The following is a 19,881-nucleotide window of genomic DNA, read 5'->3' as shown; positions in this document are numbered from 1 at the left end:
ATTGCCTAAAACCATTGACATCGTGACCCTGATTCTACCTGCTACTGACTCTGCTGCTAACTCTGCTGCCCGCGCCGCCGAGCCGAAACGCTACGGCTGGCCCGGCTTGATCGAAGCTTATCGCCCCTACCTGCCGGTGACGGAAACCACGCCGGTAGTGACCCTCCAAGAAGGCAATACTCCCCTGATTCCAGCACCGGCGATCGCCTCTCTTATCGGTCGAGACGTGCGCGTCTTGGTAAAATACGACGGCCTCAACCCCACTGGTAGTTTCAAAGACCGGGGGATGACAATGGCGATTTCCAAGGCGAAGGAAGCTGGTGCCGAGGCAGTAATTTGCGCCAGTACCGGCAATACTTCGGCCGCCGCCGCCGCCTACGCCCGACGCGGGGGGATGCGAGCTTTCGTGTTGATTCCCGAAGGTTACGTGGCTTTGGGCAAGTTGGCGCAAGCTTTGCTTTACGGTGCGGAAGTCATTTCGATTGGCGGAAATTTCGATCGGGCCCTAGAAATTGTCCGCGAAATGGCTGTCAATTATCCGGTGACATTGGTCAACTCTGTCAATCCTTACCGCTTGGAAGGTCAGAAAACCGGAGCTTTTGAAGTCGTTGACGCTTTAGGCGACGCCCCGGACTGGTTGTGCATTCCCGTCGGAAATGCGGGAAATATCACAGCATACTGGATGGGTTTTTGTCAATACCACCAAGCCAAAAAATGTTCGCGCTTGCCGCAGATGATGGGATTTCAAGCGGCGGGTGCTGCGCCGTTGGTAACGGGAGAACCGGTGGCGCACCCGGACACCCTGGCGACGGCAATTCGGATTGGGAATCCGGCTAGCTGGAAACAGGCGATCGCAGCTTCCGAAGCCAGCCGCGGCGGTTTTGCCGCAGTCACCGACGCCGAAATTCTGGACGCTTACCGTTTGTTAGCATCGCAGGAAGGGATTTTCTGCGAACCGGCGAGTGCAGCTTCTGTGGCAGGTTTGCTGAAGGTGAAAGACCAAGTTCCGACTGGGGCGACGGTGGTTTGCGTGCTGACTGGTAACGGTTTGAAAGACCCCGATACCGCAATTAATCACAGCAACAATCTATTTAAAAGCGGCATTGCTCCGACTTTGGATGCAGTAGCTGGGGCGATGGGATTTTAAAAGAAGGAAGAGGGAACAGGGAAATATGAAAACTCTTTGTCATCTTCTCTCTCTTCTCTTCCTCTGCGTCCTCTGCGTCCTCTGCGGTTCGTTAAAAAAATTCTTAATTCATCACCAGGAGCAAACAGAATGGTTCAATCACCTGCCAAACTTCTAAGTGTTGATGAATTTATTGCCAACTTTGGCGACAGCCAGCGTTACGAACTAATCGATGGTGAATTAACCGAAAGGGAACCAACGGGGCCGCACGAACAAGTATCCGCCTTCCTCGGGCGAAAACTCAATGTAGAAATCGATCGTCTGGATCTACCCTACTTTATTCCCCCTCGCTGTCTCATCAAATTATTAGGAACAGCAACAGCATTTCGCCCCGACGTACTTGTAGTCGATCGAACTCAACTAATTAATGAACCTTTGTGGCAACAAGAACCTGTAATTACATCGGGAAACTCAATTAAACTAATCGCTGAAGTCGTCAGCACCAATTGGCAGAACGACTACGCCCGCAAAGTTGAAGATTACGCACTGCTGGGAGTGCCTGAGTATTGGATTGTGGATGATCTGGGCATTGGCGGCAGAGAATATATTGGCAAACCCAAACAGCCGACAATTACGATTTGTATGCTGCGAGAAGATGAGTATCAAAAAAAGTTGTTTCAAAAGAGCGATCGACTGATTTCTTCAGTCTTCCCAGACTTGCAGTTAACCGCACAACAAATCTTCGCAGCAAGCAGTATTTTAAATTCCTGATTACCAAACGGCGGTAGTTCGAGTAACAGTAAGCTGCGTAGCGTACACCCTATAGAATAACTTCAAAGAGCTTGTATGGTGCGGAGCGTCAATAAAACTTTAGCGATTATACAATGACCAAGCCTACTGCAACCCTGTTAATTGCCTGTCCCGATCGCAAAGGACTCGTCGCCTTACTTGCCAATTTTATCGCCTCCCACAACGGCAATATCATCCACGCAGATCACCATACAGATTTTACCGCCGGATTATTTCTGAGCCGACTCGAATGGCAATTAGATGATTTTGACTTAACCACCGAACAAATAACACCTGCTTTTAGTGAAATTGCCAAGGACTTACAAGCCAATTGGCAACTGCATTTCTCCCAAAAACTTCGACGGCTTGCGATCTGGGTCAGCCGTCAAGATCATTGTTTATTAGACTTGATTTGGCGACAGCGAGCGCAAGAAATCAGAGGTGAAATTCCGCTGATAATCAGCAACCATGAAAATTTAAAGCATCTTGCCGCACAATACGGTATCGACTTTGAGTATATTCCCATTACTAAAGACAATAAAGCGATTCAAGAAGCACAACAGTTAGAACTTCTTAAAAAATATAAAATTGATTTAGTGGTTTTGGCTAAATATATGCAAATCTTGAGTCAAGACTTTATCAGAAATTTTCCCAATGTGATTAATATTCACCATTCATTTTTACCCGCGTTTGTGGGCGCAAATCCCTACGAAAGGGCTTATGAAAGAGGGGTAAAAATTATCGGTGCAACAGCCCACTATGTTACACCCGATTTAGATGCGGGTCCGATTATAGAACAAGATGTTGTGCGCGTCAGTCACCGCGATGAAGTGTCTGATTTGGTTCGCAAAGGTAAAGATTTAGAAAGAGTTGTGTTAGCAAGGGCCGTGCGATATCATTTACAAAATCGTGTTTTAGTTTATGGCAATCGGACTGTGGTTTTTGCTTAAAAATTAGGCATGATATCCATCGGGTTTGTTACTCCTTTAATCCCTCGGCGAGTGATATCAATTCCGGTTGCACGATCGCAGTGCAGCGAATCCCAAACTTTGCTCAGCTTGACATTTGGCATGACTGGTGATGCGGTTAAGATTGTCCGTTGCCGTCTTGTTGCGATCGCCCAAGGGCCTGTTTTCCCCAAGAGTCGCCAATACTGCGAGGTTTCGGAACTGTACTTTTACCAGCGGGCCATCCTTCACGCTGCTGGGAGCGATCGCCATCGGTTTCTTCGGTTTGGTCGTGAAACAAAATTTGTCGCGTGGGATAAGGCAAATCGATGCCGTTTTCCACAAGCTTTTTTTTAATAGCACAAATTACCTTGTCGCGCGATCGCATATCGTCAATTCGGCGCGGCGGAGCAATCCACCATCGAACGCGAATATTGACGGTACTTTCTGCTAGCTCAACCACCAGCACATCGGGTGCAGGATCTTTCAACACCTCATTTACGCTGTACAATGCTTCCAGCATTAACTTCTTGGCGCGGTCAATATCGTCGTTGTAACCAATACCAACATCGTATTCCGTGCGGCGTTTATCGAAAGCGGTATTCACTGTCACCGAATTCGTAAACAATTCGGCATTTGGAATGACAATCCGGCGACCATCATAGGTTAGGATTGTTGTAGCGCGGGTCTCAATATTTTCTACCGTTCCCTCAAAGTTTTTAAACACAATTTGGTCATCGATTCGGAACGGTTCCGTCAACAGAATTAAGATACCGGCTAAGAAGTTTTGCAAGATATCCCGAAAGGCAAAACCAATCGCCACCCCGCTAATTCCCAGCAGTTGAATCAAATCCCCAGCTTTAAATGTGGGAATTACAATCGAAAGCGCAACAAACAGACCAACTAGAACGATCGCACTCTGGGTTAACCGTCCTAACACCAGCCCCAAATTTCGAGCTTGGTGGTGGTTGCGAGTAAGCCGCCTGACCACTCTCTTAATTTGCCCCCCCACAAAGTAAAAAAATGCAAAGACAATTAAGGCCAGCACAATATTAGGCAGCATGATCATAAAGCTGTCGATCATGCTCTGAATCTTTTTCCAGACTATGGATATCTCTGCCTTCATGAAGTTTCCTCGCGCATCAGTCGTTGTCGATAGTAGTAAAATTTAGCTCGATTAAGTTCTATCTAAAGACTGTAGGTTGGTACGACGCGAGGAATATTTTTTGCCACTACTCAAAATTTTGAATGCGGATTATAGGTTGAGATAGAGTACATTTACATCTATTAGTAAACCATCTGTAGATGGGGAATAATAAAGAAGCGGATGAATTAATGCCCTCTAAGTGCAGGAAAAGCAAAAACGACGCATCCGTGACTAAATCCCATCTGCTAATGGGACTCGCCATGCCGACAATTCCTGAATTTTTACCAGAAAGAATTGGTTTAAAGCCGGAACCATGAGCGGGAGAAATTAACAGAAGACTATTCATTACTCCAATCCTCTTCCTTCCAGGTAGAGGTCGCTATAAAGCGGTCAACTGTCAACTGTCAACCCTTCGACTTACTTCGGCTACGCTCAGCACAAGTCGCGAGCGGGCAAGCTGTCAACTGTCAACTGTCAACTGTCAACTGTCAACTGTCAACTGAACTCCTAATTCCCAAAGGGCGGTAGATCGAGTAACTGATTTTTAGAAGGTGGAAGCTGGGCGGGATTTTTGCCTGTTTGGGCGGAAGTTTGGCGGATTTCCAGAGCTGTTTCGCCAGGATTCGCAGTGCGAGTAGGTACTATTTCTAAAGAATATACTGTCTCCGTTTTTGCAGGGGCAGGATTTTGTGCTTTCGTGAGCAAGTCAACGGCATCTCCGAGGGCGCTAGTTAAATTTTTGCTAGTTTCGGCGTGACGGGCCTCTTCTTGTTTGAGGGCTTGAGTGAGTTGTTTAACTTGTTCGATCGCCCGATCGCGCTCTTGAAGAACTTCTGCTAACTTAGCTTTAAGTTCGCCTACTGTTTGCAGTTGTTCGACCTCCTGCTGGCGAGCAACTCCAGCATCGTCCCCTTCGGGCATAATGGGGGAAAAATTTTGTAATTGCTCTATTTGTGCTTCCAGAGAAGCGATGCTTTGCTGAGTTAATTTCGCATCATTCCGCCGCTGCTCGGCTTCGGTATTGTAGAGTTGGCGCCACTGAGCGGCACTTTCACCGGCCTCATCTCGATCGCGCGAAACTTCTGTTAACTGCTGTTGCAGCCGCTTGATTTCATCTAACCACTGTCTGACATCCTGAGCCATATTGATTTTAGATTTTAGATTTTAGATTTTAGATTTTAAATTTTAGATTAGCAATGGCTTAATTAAGTAACGCTCCTTATTTCCAGTTGCACGATCGTCCTGCATCCATTTTCCAGTTTCTAGTTCCCCCTCTCCTGTGCGCTATGAACATTTTTTACTGGTTGCGCTACCTGATTTTAGCTTTGTTTAAGGCATTTTTGAGGCTGCTTCGAGCTCTCAAACGGAAATTTGGGGGTTTTTTGCTGTTTTGTCGGTGTTTGACTTGGGGCACGCTCAAGGAAGTCGGCGCGAAGGCAGGAGAACAGCGCTTGCCGGGGCTATCTGCAGAAATGGCCTACAATTCTATGCTGGCGCTGTTTCCGGGGCTGTTGGCTATCTTATCTGCGATCGCCCTCTTTGAACCTTTGCAGTCAACACTTTATCAAATCGCCCGTCTTTTGGGCGAAGTTATACCCGATGACGTGCGGAAGTTGATTGGTGGCTTAATCAAAGAAATTCTGTTAACTCGCAGTAAAGGGCTGTTTTCAGTGAGCTTTCTTGGGGCGATTTGGGCATTTTCTGGAGTAATGAGCGCGGCGATGGCTGCACTCGATCGCATCCATGAAATCCCGAGCGATCGAACTAGACCATTTTGGAAGGCTAAACTTATCTCTCTGGCGCTGAGTATCGGTACAATTGTGCTGTTAATTCTAGCATCGGGAGTAGTATTTGTCAGCGACTTAATTGTCCAAGCTATTGCCCGCCAGAGTTGCCTGCTGGAATCCGTCGCCAATTGCGATTTAAAAGATGTCCAAAATTGCTTGCTCCTCGCCGGCAATTGCCCTTTGGAGTCGCAATTGTTAGGTGTTTGGCGGCTGTGGCGGTGGCCGATTTCTTTGGGAATTGTATCACTCGCATTTGCCTTTATTTACCGCTACGGGCCTAGCCGCCGTCAACCAGATATTCCTATTTTGTCGGGAGCTGTTTTTGCTGCTATTTTGTGGGCGTTATTTTCAGCTTTATTTCGGTTTTATGTTTTGCATTTGGGCAATTACACGTGGACTTACGGCACAATCGGAAGTTTTATTGTGTTGCTGCTGTGGCTGGATATTTCTTCTTTGGTGATGCTGATAGGCGCTCAGTTGAATGTGACAGTGGGAAAGGCTATGAAACAATCAAAATTAAAATAAGTTGTTAATTTTGAATTGTTAATTGTTATTTGCCGGATGCTGGCTTACCTACGGAGTAAAGTGCTGAGGATGCCCGCAACAAAAGACAGAAAAATTAGTATCCAAATGACACCACCGGGAATGAATGTCAAGAGGCCAACACCTCTGAGAATCCAAACTAGGAGGGTGAGGCCCAGGATAGTCAAAAAGATGCGGGTAGATAGTCGCATTTGAAATCTAGGAGAATTAGTCATGTTGAATGTTAAAGTTTTGTCTGGATCAATGATAGCTGCTTTGCTGGCGATCGGCAGTTACCTCACCTTAATTTCGACTCCCGGTTCCACTGTTGCCCTGAGGGCTACAAATGTGCTGGGAGAAGCGGCAAATGCTGCTCAAAAAACACCTTCTGCAAGTTTAACAATTTCCGATCGCACAATTGGAGCGGCGAAGGTGGGGATGACTTTCGGACAATTGAAAAAGGCTTTGGGTCCCACAGCACAGTTTAAGGTACAGTCTCCTTTTATGGTAGATTTTGATGCTGTGGCTGTCAGCCAGTCGGGAAAAGTGCAATATCGGATTATCTATGCTGCGGGTACAAAGCTAAAAGATACGGATGTCATTGAACTTTTGATGACTGAAAATGCTAATTATAAAACAGTTCAGGGCGTCGGGCCGGGAATGACTCTGAAACAAGCTCAGGCCATTTACGGCAAGGCGACTTTATCTTATAACGTGGATAATGAATCGAGAGAAGGGGTTGTATTTGCCAAGCAACCCACTAGAAACATTATGTTTGTTCCCAAGGCTGAAGGCCAACAATTTGGGGGAGTTTATGGCGCTGGTCAAGGGGGATTTTTTCAGACTAATAAGTATCACCCGAATGCTGTAATTAAGTCTGTGATGGTGCGGAAGTAAGGCAGTAAAACGAAGGGCTTCACGGGGACGAGTTACCCCATACTTGCCCGAAGAGATTCAAAAATCTCTGGAAGAATGGGCAGAAGAAGAAAGCAGATCCGTTAGCAGTTTGGCAACGTACCTACTAACTAAATCTGTTCGCGAGCGTCAAGAGTTGAAAAAAGATAAATCAGAAAGCGATCGCCCTTAAGAACGATCGCCCGCAATCCCATCCGCGTCCATCCGCCTACATCTGCGGTCAAAAAAAGAAGCATCGCCTCAAAAAAATAAGGTGGGCCGCAGCCCACCCTACTCAAATTATTTGGCAGTCACCAACTGTGCCGGCAGCCGCTTAAACGCCAATCTTTCATTCTCGATATCCACAAAAATGGTATCGCTGTCAGCAAAATCTCCACGCAAAATACCCTTCGCCATTTGCGTTTCCAACTCGCGTTGAATTCCCCGCTTCAGAGGCCGCGCACCGTAAACCGGATCGTAACCAATTTCTGCTAAAAAGTCGATCGCAGATTCCGACAATTTCAGAGACATCTTGCGTTCAGCTAACCGTTTTTCCAAGCGCTTGACTTGCAACTGCACGATTTGCCGCAGTTCGGCCTTACTCAAACCGTGGAAGATAATCATCTCATCAATCCGGTTCAGGAATTCAGGGCGGAAAGTTCCCCGCATCGCTTCCATCACCCGAAGTCGCATTTGTTCGTTATCTCCCGCCACATCTAAGATGTATTGAGAGCCGACATTCGATGTCATAATAATCACAGAATTCTTAAAGTCTACTGTGTGACCTTGAGCATCGGTAACGCGGCCGTCATCCAGAATTTGCAGCATGATGTTGAAGACATCCGGGTGCGCTTTCTCGATTTCATCGAATAGAATCACGGAGTAAGGACGGCGGCGCACAGCCTCAGTTAATTGTCCACCTTCATCGTAGCCGACGTATCCCGGAGGCGCACCAATTAACCGCGAAACCGCGTGTTTCTCCATGTATTCCGACATATCAATTCGCACGATCGCTTCTTCCGTGTCGAACAGATAAGACGCTAATGCTTTAGCTAACTCGGTTTTGCCAACACCCGTGGGGCCGAGGAAGATAAAACTCGCAACCGGACGATTTGGATCTGCTAAACCTGCGCGCGATCGCTGAATTGCATCTGCAACCGCCGTCACCGCTTCATCCTGTCCAATTACCCGCTTGTGCAGTTCATCTTCCAAGTGCAGAAGTTTCTGCATTTCTGATTCAACCAACTTGCTTATCGGAATTCCCGTCCACTTGGAAATAATCTCGGCAATGTCACCTTCTGTAACTTCTTCCCGCAGCAAAGTTTTACCTGTGGTTTGAGTTGCTGACAGTTGAGCTTCTGCTTCTTGCAATTGTTTTTGCAATTCGGTTAACTTGCTATATTTCAACTCAGCAGCGCGGTTCAGGTCATATTTTAATTCAGCTTGCTGAATTTCAATATTCACCTTATCAATCTGTTCTTTAATCTTTTGAATGCTGCCGATGACACCTTTTTCCGATTGCCACTGGGCATTCAAACCGTTTTGGTGTTCCTTGAGGTTGGCTAAGTCTTTTTCCAGTCTTTCCAAGCGTTCGATCGAAGCAGCGTTACTTTCTTTTTGCAGCGACAGTCTCTCCATTTCTAGCTGCAAAATCCTGCGGTCGATTTCGTCTAGTTCTTCCGGCTTGGAGGTAATCTCCATTTTGAGTTTAGCTGCTGCTTCGTCCACTAAGTCAATGGCTTTGTCTGGAAGAAAGCGATCGCTAATATATCGAGTAGACAAAGTAGCCGCCGCCACTAAGGCGCTGTCAGAAATTTTCACGCCGTGGTGAACTTCGTAGCGTTCTTTCAAGCCGCGCAAAATCGAGACAGTATCTTCAACTGTTGGTTGGTCAACATAAACTTGTTGAAAACGACGTTCCAGTGCCGCATCTTTTTCGAGGTACTTGCGGTATTCGTCGAGAGTTGTAGCGCCGATACAGCGCAATTCTCCCCTCGCTAACATGGGTTTAAGTAAGTTGCCGGCATCCATCGAACCTTGAGTTGCGCCCGCACCGACAACGGTGTGAATTTCATCGATAAATAAGATGACTTTGCCGTTGCTGTCCATCACTTCTTTGAGCACCGCTTTCAAGCGTTCTTCAAATTCTCCGCGGAATTTTGCACCGGCAATTAAAGCGCCCATATCTAGGCTAATTAATTGTCTGTCTTTGAGAGATTGCGGCACATCTCCGGTGATAATTCGTTGGGCGAGTCCTTCGGCGATCGCAGTTTTGCCGACTCCCGGTTCCCCAATCAATACTGGATTATTTTTGGTGCGACGGCTCAAAATTTGAATCGTGCGGCGGATTTCGTCATCCCGTCCGATTACCGGATCGAGTTTGCCTTGACGCGCGGCTTCAGTCAAATCTCGGCCGTATTTTTCCAGCGCTTCGTATTTGCCTTCTGGATTTTGATCGGTCACTTTGTTCTTCCCCCGGACTTGGGTAATGATATCTTTGAGCTTGGCTTCATCTAGTTTAAATTCTTGTAGTAAATTTTTGCCAAAGCGATCGTCCTTAACGTAACCTAGTATCAAATGCTCGATCGAAATAAATTCATCGCCGTACTCTTTACGATAAGTTTCGGCGCGATCGAGCAAAGTGTCGAGAGAACGACCTAGATAAACGTTGCCGCCGCTTCCTGAGATTTTCGGCTGGCGGCTGATAAACTCATCAGTGCGATCGCGCAATTTTGCTACAGAAACTCCAGCTTTGTTAAACAAGCTGCTAGCCAGTCCCGATTCTTGTTCCAGCAAAGCTTTCATCAAGTGTTCGCTTTCTAGCTGCTGCTGCTGACCTGCTTTAACGATTTCGGGGGTGCGGGCGAGGGCTTCCCAGGCTTTTTCGGTAAATTGGTTTGGATTATTTGGTTGCATAAATTTTAATTCCCTGCATTAAAAATGATTACTGCTGTAGAGGCAATTGCTCGATCGCCCGTACAATTGTCATTGTAGGGAGTTGCCGAGGGGGGGCGGATCGGTGTTCCCCTATCTTGAGATAGGTATTTCCGTCCTATGTAGGAGTCTCTCGCAAGGAAAAGCAAACTGTCGCGCCTAAAAGTTGGACTCTTGGATATGAGCAACTCTCACATTAAAAATGCTTTCTAGTGCCACTTGAAAAAACTGCACATTCTTAAACAGTCTCCTGCTGCGGAAAATGGAGAAACACTCATGTAAATAGGAGAGAGGACTTGAGAAGCGTCACAGTCCTATAGCGAAACCCGAAGCGTTATTGTTTTACTCATCAATAACAGCCGCTATAACTCTCACACCTGGAAAATATAGCTATGAAAATTGTACCTTTAATTTCGTTAGGTATTATAGCAAGTGCCGCGATCGCACTAGCCCCTGAAGCTTTGGCAAGTACCTGGCGTGCCGCACACCGGATGTCTGGTTTTTCCGCCGATAGCAATTACTACTTGTATTTAGAAAGTTCCAGAGATACTGGAGCGGGAATTCCCAAAGCAAAATTGCAAATTGTCCAAGTTGCTGCAAATTCCTGCATCAAAAATGGGTGTATCCAAACTAAATATGGCGAACCAGACTCCAATAAAAGCACTAAAATGGCAGAAGATGACTTGCTTAAAAAAAGTTGGAATAGCAGGGAAACTTTGAAGTTAACTCCTCCTCAAGCTGGAACTAAACTCAACATTATTTCTCGTACTCCCGGAGCCAATGGAAGCGAGACAGTCGCCGTCAAAGTCAATACAGCAAAGCCTTTACAAATTCGCCTGGAACAGCGGCAAAAAACTACTCCTCCTGGCAAAGAAAGCGCGGCAATGCGTCTTGTAATTAATCATAACGGTCGGCAGCGTGTCCTCGGATCGCTGAACAATTTTCAAGATTGGGTGTTCTCTTATTCAATCCGAGAAGTTCGTTTGTCTCCGAACGGGCGCAATGTCGTTGTCCTGGTGGACAAGACAGAACGCACTTTTGAAGGAGTCTTGAAAACTACTGTTGTACAAGGCTTTGTTCTTTAGACTTGCTATATTCCCAGGTTTTGACCTGGGAATTATCAAAACTTACGCAGAACCCCTATATGTAAGGTACACGCGGCCCACCTACAGATAGAGTCTGTACGTCAGTCGCGAGCGCGTTGTTAATTATTCTCTATTGTGATAATTAATATATCAATAGATTTTAAAATTTCCCTCTTTCTTCCTCGCTGTTTCTTGTTCCTTGAACATCTGCCTCGTGACTATTGACTAATGCTCAATAATTAATCCGTGTATCCGTGTCAAAATCCATATTTTGCCTGACTTCATGCCTGCATCACAACCCGTTCCGGGAGACTGACAATAAACGTTGAACCCTTACCGTCCTCGCTTTCGACGCTAATTTCGCCGCCGAGAATTTGACATAAACGCTGGCTAATTGTCAATCCCAAACCCGTGCCTCCGTACTTGCGGGTAGTCGAAGCATCAGCTTGGGTAAAAGGTTTAAATATCTGCTCTAATTGCTCGTCCGTCATGCCGATGCCGGTGTCGCTGACTCGAAACATTAAAACTTGAGAAGTATAGTTTGAACCCGATTGAAAATCATTATTTTTATTGGGTTTCGTCGGTCGTGATTTTTCAATTTTCATTCTTTCGACGCCGATAGTAATGACGCCTTTTTCGGTAAATTTGGCAGCATTGCTGAGCAAATTGAGGAGAATTTGCCGCACTTTCGGTTGGTCGGCGTACATTGTGCCGAGTTCACCTTTTGTTTTCAGTGCTAAAGCATTGCCTTTTTTTTCTACTAGCGGTTGAGCAGTAGTCATCACTTCTTCAATCATGGTCGCCACGTCGAAGTTTTCCAAATAAAGGGTGACGTGACCTGCTTCTATTTTGGAAATGTCGAGGATGTCGCTAATCATATCCAGCAGGTGTTTGCCTGCGGTTTGAATTTTTTCTAAGTCCGGGAGAAAGTCTTCTGAACCAGAATCTTGAGCATCTTCTTGCAGCATTTCGCTGTAGTTAATGATGGCGTTGAGGGGGGTGCGTAGTTCGTGGCTCATGTTGGCGAGAAATGCACTTTTCGAGCGGTTGGCAGCTTCGGCGGCTACTTTGGCTTCGTGCAATTCTTCTGTGTATTCGCCTACTCTTTGGATTAGTTCGTTGAGGGAAATTGCTAGCATTCCCACTTCGTCGGAAGTAGTGACGGGTACTTGCAGGTCAAAGTTTGATTCTTCTGTCACTCGCTGAGCGATGAGGGTGGTGGCTTCTAAGGAGCGAGCGATCGCCCCGCTGGTGTATGCTGCTAGAATTGCTGCCATCGCACCTGATATCAAGAGAGAGCCAACGAGAATTAGAGTTCCGAGCTTTTCGGCATTTTCGTACGTTCTCAATGCCTCGTCTACTTTCTCGCGAAAGTTGACGGCCAGTTGAGCTGAATCCTCGGAAAACTGTTTGAGTTTCAAAGCAGTTTCGCCAGCCACAAAATTGTTCAAGTTCTGCCCCAAAGCCTGCTGCTGCTTCGGATTCAAAGCCGATAATTTCGCAGTAGCCAACAATTTTTGTACTTGTTGAAAGTATGATTCTACGGTTTTGCCGTTGACTTGAGCGAACTGTTGAAGCTCTTGGTAGTCTCTGGCAATCTCGGGATTCTTCGTCTGCGACGGGGTTTGCAGTTGTTCGAGGATGCCGCTCATCTGAGCAACGCGAGTCAGGAATTCCGAGCGTTGGCGATCGAAAATTTGCGGTTTGGCCGTCAGAGTCGCCAGCTCTTGCTGCTGAATTCTGACTTCCTGCACCGTGTTATTGAGGTTTGTCAGGATTTCCGCTTTATCTCGGTCGATCGCTAGTTTTTCTCTAACTTGCTGTTTGTGATAGGATTCTACTCCCCGTCCCGCCACAGCACCCAAAACGGCAATACCAATGACCAAGGCGTATCCGCAGCCGATTTTCTGCCTGATACCTAAGCGGCCCAACAGACTTTTCAACCCTATTTGAGGACGGTTCTGCAGTTGATTTTTCAAAGCTAAGGTTAAAGACATGGGCAATGTACTCGTCACCTTTGAGAGGCACCATCTATATTCTAATTGATGCCTGCATGAGGGTAAATAAAGTTCTGGCTTCGGGCCAGCTTTCGGCAGTTATTGGGTCTTTGCAGGGTTCCACAGCTTGATCGGCTTGACAGTTTGGAGGAGTTATGCGTAACAAATTATAGCAGAAGCAAGAAGCAAGAACCAAGAAGCAAGAACCAAGAAACAGTCAAAGGCAGGGTTTGAGTAATTAAGAACGTACTCACCGTCGGGCGTGGTTGCGATATAAGTGGCGAGTTATAAGTTGCAAGTTATGAGTTAGACTTCTGATTCAAAACTCTACTCTACTCGCAACCCACAACTCTATCGCTGTTCCCCTACTGGCAAAGTCGAAATTGTGCTATCTCAGCAGGAATTTTGGAAGCATTAGGTACGCTCGCACTTGCAGGAACGAAGATTCCCAGGCCGTAACTGCAACCCTCTGCCGTCGTGCATTCCCCAGGCTTAGCAGTGATTTGATATTCGCCTTGGGATGGGGGAGTAAAAGAAATTGACGCCAGTTCGCCTGTTTTTTGACTCACAGCGATTTCCTGACCGCTTGCATCCTTGAGAGATAAGTTTAAATCCTGACAATTTCCGTCGCAAGTGGCAACAAAAACATACTCCACATTAGGATGCAGTGTTGCTCTAAAAGGAGATGAAACTTGCTTGCGAACTTGGCCCAGCAACGGCACAAATACTAATTTTTGACCGTTGCCTTTCCGCTGGTCAACTTCTGTTTTCAAGCGACAAATAACCGTTTTTTGGTTGTCGGTCAGTTCTTGAGCAATCGCATTTCCTACAATTGCAGTACCGAGGATTAGGGCAAGGCCGGAAATAACCAGATGTTTGAAATTCATTGATGTCCCTTAAAGTTAATTTTGGGTGATTGCAATAGACCGCTTTTGTCAGCAGTCTATTAGTTTATCTGGAGCCTATCACATTTGTTGACTTTTCCGAAAAAACAGCTCGGAGAAAAGTGCGATCGAACTCATGTCTGGTTTTAGATTAATCTGGCGTCAGCTATCGCCGAAACTCCACAGATTGCAGACAGTAGGAGCAGAACCTCGTCCTGATTGTATGGTACTAAATTAGGACGATCGGCATCGGTATCTAGAAACCCGCTTTCTGGGCCGATGCGGAGCAGCTAAACCTAAGATTTATAGTATAGACGGGGTTTAACAAAACCTGAGTCAGTCCAAGACTGTAAATGTCTGATAAAGGTTCCCAGACTCCACGCCCACAACATCATCCTGTCCCTGTCAATATACAAATCGGTTGAAACTTGTGGCTCTACTAGACTAACAAAACTCCGAAGGCAATAATTAGCTCGTACTCCTACCATTTTCCTTATTTTTACCCCATCGCGAAGTCGAAGGGCCTTCTTCCCATCATTTATCACTGTTCCGAAATTTCCACGCGGGAACAAACTTAGAATCTCCCCAAACGCCACGGCGATTTTTCTTAGCTTCGGCTTCCGCTTGTTCCAGAACACTTGCACTCGGACAATTTTTCAAGTAAGGACGATAAACCATTGCTAATCCTTCGCGGGTCAAAACTTCTTGGGCAAATGTGCCATTTGGCAAGCGAACTTCGCTAACTTTGCGGCCGTAGCGGTCAGTATCGGTGACGGTCAAAACAACGCGACCGCCCCCTTGTTTGACTAGCTGCTGCATTCTTTGGTGCGCTAGATTTCCCCACTTAAATTGATTTTTTTTTGCTGCTGCTTTGCTATTTTTCTCAGCATTTGTGTGCGCTACTTCCGGTGCATCTACACAGGCAAAACGCACTTTTATATCTTTCCCGGCGGCATCACTGGCGACAAGGGTGTCGCCGTCGCTAACTCGTTTGACAGCATAGTTGTTGGGCGCTAACTTTTGTGGACACCCGAATAGTAGCAATAGCAGGGCAACTGCACTTAAGGTTTTTATTTTTGGGAAAATGGCGATTTTAAGTTTGCTCATATTTCTTTGTTTTATTTAGTTTCCATCCAATTTTGCCCAGCGTGGATGTCAACTATCAGCGGTACGCTAAGTCGCAGAGCATTTTCCATCGCACTTCTAATTTTCGGCTGCAATTCTTCCCATTCATCGGGAGGTACTTCAAAGATTAATTCGTCGTGAACTTGCAGCAGCAGCCGCGCCTGATAGTTTTGCAAAATTTTGTGTACCTCAATCATGGCAAGTTTAATGATATCAGCACTGGAACCTTGAATGGGAGCGTTAGCTGCCGCCCGCAAAGATTGGGCGTCATCTCTGCTGAGAGATTTAAGTCTATCGGAGTGAATGTCTTGGGGATTGCGGCCTTTTAAGTCGAGGATGCTTTCGCTCTCGAATTTTAAATAGCGGCGGCGGCCGAGTATTGTGGTGACATAGCCTAGGGCGATCGCCTCTTTTTTTACTTTCTCCAAATATTCAAAAACTTTACTGTAACGCTGGTTAAATCGTTCAATAAACTTTTTACCGTCTGCTGAAGTTTTGCCCATCGAACGACCAAACTTAATCGCCCCCATACCGTAAATTACCCCAAAATTAATCGTTTTGCCAAACCGTCTTTCGTCCGGCGTTACTTCCTCTTTTTCAAACAGCAGTTGAGCCGTTACGGTATGCACATCTCGGTTATTTTGATAAGCTTCAATTAACACAGGTTCTTGACTCAAATGAGCCAAAATTCGCAGTTCTATTTGAGAATAGTCAGCCGACACCATCAGCCAAGCTTCTTCCGGTAAAAAAGCCTTGCGAATTTGCCGGGAAAACTCGGTGCGGATGGGAATATTTTGTAAATTTGGATTGGAAGAAGAAAGCCTTCCCGTACCAGTTGCCGCTTGGTTGAAATCTGTATGCACTCGCCCGGTATCCGCACGCACTAACTGCGGCAAAGCATCGACATAAGTTGATTTCAACTTGGATAATGTTCGGTGTTCTAATAAATCGTCTACAATCGGGTGGTCTCCTTGCAATTTATCCAATACGGCGGCGTCTGTAGAGTATCCCGTCTTAGTTTTGCGAGACTTTTTCTGAAACTCATCGGGGATTTTTTCTAACAATATTTCGCTGAGTTGTTTCGGGGAACCTAAATTAAACTTTCTCCCCGCTGCTTGATAAGTTTTTTCTTCTATTTCTTTTAAGCTCTTTTCTAGCTGTTGTGACAGTTCTTGCAGATATGCTGAATCTATGCGAATTCCGCAATATTCCATTTCTGCTAAAACTGGTTCTAGGGGCTGTTCTACTTCCAGCAGCAACTTGTGCAAAGACTTATCGGGAAAGTTATGTTCATCAGCTTTATCTAATTCAGTTCTCAGTTTACCTACTAACTGAAATGTTGTGTGAACATCCATGCCGCAGTAGTCGGCTACCGCCGGAATACTGATGTCAGCAATTGTTTTGTTTTTGGGTACTAATTCATTGTAACTTTTGGCGACAATGCCTAAGTATTTCCTTGACAATTCGCTGAGGCTGTGGGTGGTTTCGGGATTGAGTACGTAACTGGCTAGCATGGTGTCGAAGACGACTCCGGCTAGTTTGATTCCCTGACAGCGCAGGATCGATCGATCAAACTTAGCATTTTGCAGCGCCTTCGGATAATTCTCGCTTTCCAAAATCGGACGCAAAGCATTTAAAACTGTGGCTTTGTCCAAGTTTTTGCCCGTTTTATGTCCCGTAGGAATGTAAGCAACATCCTCTTCACCGGTTCCCCAACAGCAGCCAATTCCGACTAATTCGGCGTCTCGCGGTTCGATGGCGGTGGTTTCGGTATCCCACGCCACGGGTGAGGCTTTGTCGGTGAAGGTTTGCAGCAGTTCGACTAATTCGTTTAACTGTTCGGTTGTTTGAATTATTCGGGGTTTAATTGGCAGTTTGTTTTCCTGCTGGGCGGCTAGGGTTTCTGCGGGACTAAAAAACCACAAGGCGTCGTCTTCTGAACTTTCAGAAGTTGCAGGTGACTTATCTATTGTGGGGTGGGCATCGGGTTCGCCCTTGGCAACAGGCAAGATGCCTGTTCCACTGTCGGCAACAGGCATCTTGCCTGTTCCACTCTCCATTGAATTGATTGTGGGGGGGGCATCTTGCCCGCCCTTTGCCAATGGTTCTTCTACACCGCCGAACCGTTTTTGAATTTGTTTTACTTTGCTTAAAAATGTCTTAAATTCTAATTTTTCCAGCATCGGGATCAAGGCTGCTTCATCAAAACCTTTGAGCTGGCAATTTTCTAAGTCTACTTCCAAGGGCACGTCTTGGACAATTGTCGCCATGCGTTGAGAATGGTAAGCAGCTTCTTTGCCTTCTTCTAGCTTTTTCTTAGTTGCTCCTTTAATTTCGTCTATGGCTGCATAAATTCCGTCGAGGGAATTGTAAGCTTCCAGCAATTGCAGAGCGGTTTTGTCGCCGATGCCTTTAACTCCGGGGATGTTGTCGGATTTGTCGCCGCAGAGGGCTTTGTAATCTACTACTTGTTCGGGCAAAATACCGAGTTTTGCTTTGACTTCTTCCGGGCCGTATTCTTGGGATTTGCCTTTGCCCGATCGCCTGAGTTCATCGGTACTCAAATATAATACGCTGATTTGTTTTTCGGTTTCTACTAATTGAAACAAATCTCGATCGCCCGTGAGGATTTTGACCTGATAACCGGCCGCGCTGGCTTTGTTTGCCAAAGTTCCCAAAACATCGTCCGCCTCGTAGCCGGGAGCAGTTATTGCAGGTAAATTCAAATAGGTGAGGAGTTCTTGCAGATTTTTGATATCCGGCTTAAAATCTTCCGGTGTTTCGGCTCGACCGGCTTTGTAGGTGTCGTCTGCTTCGTGGCGAAATGTGGGTGTGGCGAGGTCAAAGGCGATCGCCATGTACTGGGGGTCGTGGGCCGCCATTACTTCCAGTAACGACTTGAGAAAGCCAAAACAGACGCTGGTGGGAATGCCTGTCGTAGTTCGCAAGCCTCCGTCTCGACTTTTGGCAAAGGCGAAGTAGGAGCGAAAGGCCAGGGAGTGGCCGTCAACTAGAATGAAGGTGGGAGCTTGATTTTCCGACACAGACACAAATACCGATCGCACGAAAGGATTTTCTCATTGTACTCAGTTGTCAGTCGGCATTGATCGACCGGAAGGATGGCCCGCATACTTGAGGACGCTTGACACTTGAGCGCATCTCGGCTTACTGTGCAGCTTGGCTGAGAATAGTAGAAGATGTTAAGTATGATTCCCTACGCGATAGCTTCGCTTCACGCGAATTTACAAACACCTGCCCGAAGCCTATGGCTGACATTAATCGCTGCTACGAAATCCTCGAAATTGAGCCGGGAACTTCCTTAGAAGACATTAAGCGCGCTTACAGGGATTTAGCGTTTGTGTGGCATCCCGATCGGTTTGCCAACAACGACCGCCTGCAACAAAAAGCTCACCAAAGATTAACAGAAATTAATGAAGCTTACCAGCAGTTGGTGTTGTTTCTGAGTCAGCCTGAATCATCGAGGTTGATCGAAAAACAGTTTCAGCAGCCACCGCCCCCTGCGCCGGAAAAGCCGCTGAGAAGGCGTTCTGGAAAATCGGCCGCCAGGCGTGGTTCCCAGCGCCGTGAAACCCGCCCAAAAGCCGCCTCCAAAAAATTTATAACTAAAAAAAACTCTTCAAGCAAGAAACGATTTACCACTCACAACCGTCAAGCGTGGCGCGGAACAAAGCAACCAGGGCGAATCCTTGCGAGGAAAGCACGGCCCTCTGAAAACTATCGAAAGCTTACCTCGAAAAGGAAAACAGAATTTTCCACTCAATACTCAAAACCGCGAAGCGCGCCGAGGGAAGTGTGGCCATCTCAACATTATTCAAGTTTCCCTTGGTGGCCGCTGGCAATCGCTGTGGCGAGTTATGCTTTGACCGGCTGGATTTTGACGGTATCAGCCGCCCCGCTGTGGATGTGGGCTTTAATCTGCGGTGCCGATTGGCTGTGGGCCGCGATTTTGCTGGCGGAGGGTTCGGCAACGCCTAGAGTGTGGCTGGCGGCCTTAGTTTTAGCTGGGGCGGTAGGGGGGTCGATCGCTGGTTTTCAGGCGGGAGGAACGGTCACAGGGGCTGCTTGGGGCGCAGTTGGGGCTGGTTTGGGGGCGATCGCCAGTTCCGAGGCTGAGTCTCGGGCTGTGGCTGCTGTTTTGGCTGTAGGGGGAGTGGTGACAGTGGTGGGATTGATGGCGGGAACGGGTTCTGGGAATTGGGTTAAGGCGTTGGTGGCGGCCGTGTGTTGGGCGATTGTCGGCTTGACGTGCGGGCTGGCGACGGAACTAGGCGTGAATTCTGGCGGTCCCGTGGGGCTCTCTGGTGCGATCGGGCTGGGGATTGGGGCGTGGGCGGGGGTTTTTGCTGGGGCGGGTTCGGGGGCGATCGTCCAAGCCTTGGCTATCGCCGGGTCTAAGACTGTTTATGGGGCTTGGGCTGGGATCGGCATTATTGCTGGAGTTGTGGCGCGGATGGTAGCTGCAGAAAGGTTGAGCCACAACGGCAGCGGGCTTTATACGTTTATCCTGTTGGTGGCTACTTCCGGTTTTGGGCTGTGGCTGGGAAGTTGGTTGGGCGATCGTATCTTTTAAATTAGTCATCAGCCATTAGTCATTAGTCTTGAGTCTTTAGTCTTGAGTCTTTA

17 protein-coding genes and 1 pseudogene are annotated in these 19,881 nt (G+C 46.9%); 8 read left to right on the top strand and 10 right to left on the bottom strand.

The window, feature by feature from the left end; genetic code table 11:
* Positions 1-22 precede the first annotated feature (22 nt).
* The 3 genes from thrC (at position 23) to purU (ending at position 2,865) form a co-directional block, all read left to right on the top strand.
* Positions 23-1,147, top strand: a complete 1,125-nt coding sequence (gene thrC, locus QUA42_RS14775; RefSeq protein WP_333137928.1) for a threonine synthase — start codon at positions 23-25, stop codon at positions 1,145-1,147.
* 129 nt (positions 1,148-1,276) lie between these two features.
* Positions 1,277-1,897 (top strand): Uma2 family endonuclease, encoded by a 621-nt coding sequence (locus QUA42_RS14770; protein ID WP_333137927.1) that lies wholly within the window; start codon positions 1,277-1,279, stop codon positions 1,895-1,897.
* A 113-nt stretch (positions 1,898-2,010) separates the two neighbouring features.
* Positions 2,011-2,865, top strand: a complete 855-nt coding sequence (purU, locus tag QUA42_RS14765; protein WP_333137926.1) for a formyltetrahydrofolate deformylase — start codon at positions 2,011-2,013, stop codon at positions 2,863-2,865.
* Here the strand turns inward: purU and QUA42_RS14760 are convergent.
* From QUA42_RS14760 to QUA42_RS14745, 4 genes are all read right to left on the bottom strand, one after another.
* Positions 2,862-2,987, bottom strand: coding sequence for a hypothetical protein (locus QUA42_RS14760; RefSeq protein WP_333137925.1), 126 nt, complete (start codon positions 2,985-2,987; stop codon positions 2,862-2,864). The two genes, purU and QUA42_RS14760, sit on opposite strands and share 4 nt — an antisense overlap.
* 14 nt (positions 2,988-3,001) lie before the next feature.
* Positions 3,002-3,988, bottom strand: a complete 987-nt coding sequence (locus QUA42_RS14755) for a mechanosensitive ion channel family protein (protein ID WP_333137924.1) — start codon at positions 3,986-3,988, stop codon at positions 3,002-3,004.
* A gap of 106 nt (positions 3,989-4,094) precedes the next feature.
* Positions 4,095-4,355, bottom strand: coding sequence for a hypothetical protein (locus tag QUA42_RS14750; RefSeq protein WP_333137923.1), 261 nt, complete (start codon positions 4,353-4,355; stop codon positions 4,095-4,097).
* Between the two features lie 161 nt (positions 4,356-4,516).
* Positions 4,517-5,152, bottom strand: a complete 636-nt coding sequence (locus QUA42_RS14745) for a hypothetical protein (protein WP_333137922.1) — start codon at positions 5,150-5,152, stop codon at positions 4,517-4,519.
* A gap of 143 nt (positions 5,153-5,295) precedes the next feature.
* On the opposite strand from QUA42_RS14745, the gene QUA42_RS14740 reads away from it, so the two are divergent.
* The 3 genes and pseudogenes from QUA42_RS14740 to QUA42_RS27780 all read left to right on the top strand — a co-directional run.
* Positions 5,296-6,321: a YihY/virulence factor BrkB family protein gene (locus QUA42_RS14740; protein ID WP_333137921.1), complete on the top strand. Its 1,026-nt coding sequence runs from the start codon at positions 5,296-5,298 to the stop codon at positions 6,319-6,321.
* A gap of 231 nt (positions 6,322-6,552) precedes the next feature.
* The gene (locus tag QUA42_RS14735) at positions 6,553-7,215 is read left to right on the top strand and encodes a hypothetical protein (protein ID WP_333137920.1); all 663 of its coding nucleotides are present in this window, start codon (positions 6,553-6,555) and stop codon (positions 7,213-7,215) included.
* Between the two features lie 43 nt (positions 7,216-7,258).
* A pseudogene (locus QUA42_RS27780) lies at positions 7,259-7,309 on the top strand (ribbon-helix-helix domain-containing protein); the annotation flags it as partial.
* Positions 7,310-7,343: 34 nt separating this feature from the next.
* Here QUA42_RS27780 and QUA42_RS14730 read toward each other — a convergent pair.
* Together QUA42_RS14730 and clpB are read right to left on the bottom strand one after the other, a co-directional pair.
* Entirely contained in the window at positions 7,344-7,469 is a 126-nt protein-coding gene (locus tag QUA42_RS14730; protein ID WP_333137919.1) for a hypothetical protein, read from the bottom strand.
* A gap of 43 nt (positions 7,470-7,512) precedes the next feature.
* A complete protein-coding gene (gene clpB / locus QUA42_RS14725) occupies positions 7,513-10,128 on the bottom strand; it encodes an ATP-dependent chaperone ClpB (RefSeq protein WP_333137918.1) in 2,616 nt (871 codons plus the stop codon).
* A gap of 410 nt (positions 10,129-10,538) precedes the next feature.
* Here clpB and QUA42_RS14720 point away from each other — a divergent pair, with 410 nt between their 5' ends.
* Positions 10,539-11,231 (top strand): DUF2259 domain-containing protein, encoded by a 693-nt coding sequence (locus QUA42_RS14720; protein ID WP_333137917.1) that lies wholly within the window; start codon positions 10,539-10,541, stop codon positions 11,229-11,231.
* A gap of 281 nt (positions 11,232-11,512) precedes the next feature.
* Here the strand turns inward: QUA42_RS14720 and QUA42_RS14715 are convergent, their stop codons facing one another.
* The 4 genes from QUA42_RS14715 to polA all read right to left on the bottom strand — a co-directional run bounded on the left by QUA42_RS14715 (position 11,513) and on the right by polA (position 18,302).
* Positions 11,513-13,228 carry an ATP-binding protein gene (locus tag QUA42_RS14715; protein ID WP_333137916.1) on the bottom strand — a complete coding sequence of 572 codons (1,716 nt, stop codon included), beginning with the start codon at positions 13,226-13,228 and terminating at the stop codon, positions 11,513-11,515.
* A gap of 365 nt (positions 13,229-13,593) precedes the next feature.
* Complete coding sequence (locus tag QUA42_RS14710; RefSeq protein WP_333137915.1) at positions 13,594-14,115, bottom strand: hypothetical protein; 522 nt, start codon at positions 14,113-14,115, stop codon at positions 13,594-13,596.
* Between the two features lie 531 nt (positions 14,116-14,646).
* On the bottom strand, positions 14,647-15,219 hold the full coding sequence (locus QUA42_RS14705; protein ID WP_333137914.1) for a thermonuclease family protein: 573 nt from the start codon (positions 15,217-15,219) through the stop codon (positions 14,647-14,649).
* A gap of 11 nt (positions 15,220-15,230) precedes the next feature.
* The gene (gene polA / locus QUA42_RS14700) at positions 15,231-18,302 is read right to left on the bottom strand and encodes a DNA polymerase I (RefSeq protein ID WP_333137913.1); all 3,072 of its coding nucleotides are present in this window, start codon (positions 18,300-18,302) and stop codon (positions 15,231-15,233) included.
* 200 nt (positions 18,303-18,502) lie between these two features.
* Here polA and QUA42_RS14695 point away from each other — a divergent pair, with 200 nt between their 5' ends.
* Complete coding sequence (locus QUA42_RS14695) at positions 18,503-19,828, top strand: J domain-containing protein (protein ID WP_333137912.1); 1,326 nt, start codon at positions 18,503-18,505, stop codon at positions 19,826-19,828.
* The last annotated feature ends 53 nt before the right edge of the window (positions 19,829-19,881 follow it).

The organism is Microcoleus sp. Pol11C2 (assembly GCF_036701505.1).
In the GTDB taxonomy this organism is placed as follows: domain Bacteria; phylum Cyanobacteriota; class Cyanobacteriia; order Cyanobacteriales; family Microcoleaceae; genus Microcoleus.
Note: the sequence above shows the minus strand (reverse complement) of the source record. Positions and strands in the feature narration are given on the sequence as shown.

Coding starts and splice junctions, on each gene's coding strand:
- QUA42_RS14745 (WP_333137922.1), bottom strand. CDS start 5,152: ATGGCTCAGGATGTCAGACAGTGGTTAGATGAAATCAAGCGGCTGCAA.
- purU (WP_333137926.1), top strand. CDS start 2,011: ATGACCAAGCCTACTGCAACCCTGTTAATTGCCTGTCCCGATCGCAAA.
- QUA42_RS14735 (WP_333137920.1), top strand. CDS start 6,553: ATGTTGAATGTTAAAGTTTTGTCTGGATCAATGATAGCTGCTTTGCTG.
- QUA42_RS14710 (WP_333137915.1), bottom strand. CDS start 14,115: ATGAATTTCAAACATCTGGTTATTTCCGGCCTTGCCCTAATCCTCGGT.
- QUA42_RS14705 (WP_333137914.1), bottom strand. CDS start 15,219: ATGAGCAAACTTAAAATCGCCATTTTCCCAAAAATAAAAACCTTAAGT.
- QUA42_RS14755 (WP_333137924.1), bottom strand. CDS start 3,988: ATGAAGGCAGAGATATCCATAGTCTGGAAAAAGATTCAGAGCATGATC.
- clpB (WP_333137918.1), bottom strand. CDS start 10,128: ATGCAACCAAATAATCCAAACCAATTTACCGAAAAAGCCTGGGAAGCC.
- QUA42_RS14715 (WP_333137916.1), bottom strand. CDS start 13,228: ATGTCTTTAACCTTAGCTTTGAAAAATCAACTGCAGAACCGTCCTCAA.
- QUA42_RS14740 (WP_333137921.1), top strand. CDS start 5,296: ATGAACATTTTTTACTGGTTGCGCTACCTGATTTTAGCTTTGTTTAAG.
- QUA42_RS14760 (WP_333137925.1), bottom strand. CDS start 2,987: ATGCCAAATGTCAAGCTGAGCAAAGTTTGGGATTCGCTGCACTGCGAT.
- QUA42_RS14695 (WP_333137912.1), top strand. CDS start 18,503: ATGGCTGACATTAATCGCTGCTACGAAATCCTCGAAATTGAGCCGGGA.
- QUA42_RS14770 (WP_333137927.1), top strand. CDS start 1,277: ATGGTTCAATCACCTGCCAAACTTCTAAGTGTTGATGAATTTATTGCC.
- QUA42_RS14750 (WP_333137923.1), bottom strand. CDS start 4,355: ATGAATAGTCTTCTGTTAATTTCTCCCGCTCATGGTTCCGGCTTTAAA.
- QUA42_RS14730 (WP_333137919.1), bottom strand. CDS start 7,469: ATGCTTCTTTTTTTGACCGCAGATGTAGGCGGATGGACGCGGATGGGA.
- QUA42_RS14720 (WP_333137917.1), top strand. CDS start 10,539: ATGAAAATTGTACCTTTAATTTCGTTAGGTATTATAGCAAGTGCCGCG.